We start from the raw sequence: 1345 nt of genomic DNA on the forward strand, positions 1-1345 counted from the left end.
AATAGTTTTTCCTTCAACATAAAACTGCCTACCAGCATGTTGAGTGCTACCTGGTGATGCCATGACAGCCATTTTCGGGTTTGGAACTGGTCCATGCCTACAATCTGTTTTTGCTCCTTGAAGCTATGCTCGATGAAAAAACGTTGTGCCTGCATGTAGGCAAGCGCCTGATATGTGTATTGAGCAAGTTCTGCGTTTGTGAACGAATATTTTATTTCTACCCCCTGCTTTGTCTTTCTTTTAGAGATGACCAGCAACCGTTTCTCAACAGCATCGCTTGTCTTGTCCCAAATGTAAACTGTCTTGAAATGGAACGATCCCTTCAGCTTTCCCTTTGCAGAATCACGAATATCAAGCTTCTTCCAGTCTTTGTTTGTGAGCGTTTTTATATATTCGTTGGCGTTTACTGACGGTGTGCTTGCCTTCAACCTTTTCGGTGTCCGCCCACGGTTGCTCTTTCGTTGGGGGACATATAGCTCGGGTTTTTCAAGATGGATTTTTTGATCGCTATGGATGTCAAGCATGTACACCAACCCCATATCCTCTATCGAACGAGTAAACGCAAGGTCGTTACCATAAAGTCCATCCCCTCCAACGTAATCGAACTCGATGCCCATCTCCAGTTGGTGCTTCACTATATCTGTCGCCAGTTCGGGTTTTGTCTTGAAAACCCTGTCTTGCTCAGGGATGCCGGCAGTTTCGCACCTGGCGCTGTTGTTGCACCATGACTTTGGAAGGTACAGCCTCGTGTCGACCAGCGCTGCATATTTGTCGGTGCACAAGCAACCAAAAACCGCTACCTGAGAGTTTGCAGTTTTCCCGACGTTGCCGCAATACTGGTGGTCAACACCGACTTTTGTCGCCTTTTTTTACCCATCCGCTTTCGTCTATGAGCAACCCTTTTAATTTCTGTTTTGGGAGTGATTGGTCTACCTGATTTGCTATTTGATCGATGACAGCCCTCGCATCCCAATTGGACTCCGTAATGAAATGCTGCATCTTGTGATAGTCTGCGTTCAATGTCTCTGTGATGCGTTCGATGTTTTTCAAATCGCTCAAGGCTAAACCTTCGACGTATTGAGTGGCTTTGTCGAAGTTAGATTTTGTTTTGTTTCTGAAATAATGCTGGAATTCAGATAGATACACTTCAAGACGGTCGTTAACCGATAGCAGTGTTTTACCATTATCCGTAAATTTTTTTAAGTTTTTCGCCCGTTACACATTGCAAACTTGAATTTTGTTCTTAATTTCACCTGCAAGATACTAAAATACTGCAAATTATAAAACAATAACGACATTTAATTAAGCGTTTTTTTAGTGATTATTTTAATCTGTTAAAGTAGAA

At 42.8% G+C, this 1345-nt stretch carries 1 pseudogene; it reads right to left on the reverse strand.

Features of this window, described 5'->3' with window-relative positions:
- Window positions 1-1228: pseudogene (locus OQ5_RS0110240) on the reverse strand (IS701 family transposase); the annotation flags it as partial.
- Window positions 1229-1345: the final 117 nt, after the last annotated feature.

Source organism: Anaerophaga thermohalophila str. Valhall (assembly GCF_000250735.1).
GTDB classification, from domain to species: Bacteria; Bacteroidota; Bacteroidia; order Bacteroidales; family Marinilabiliaceae; genus Anaerophaga; species Anaerophaga thermohalophila_A.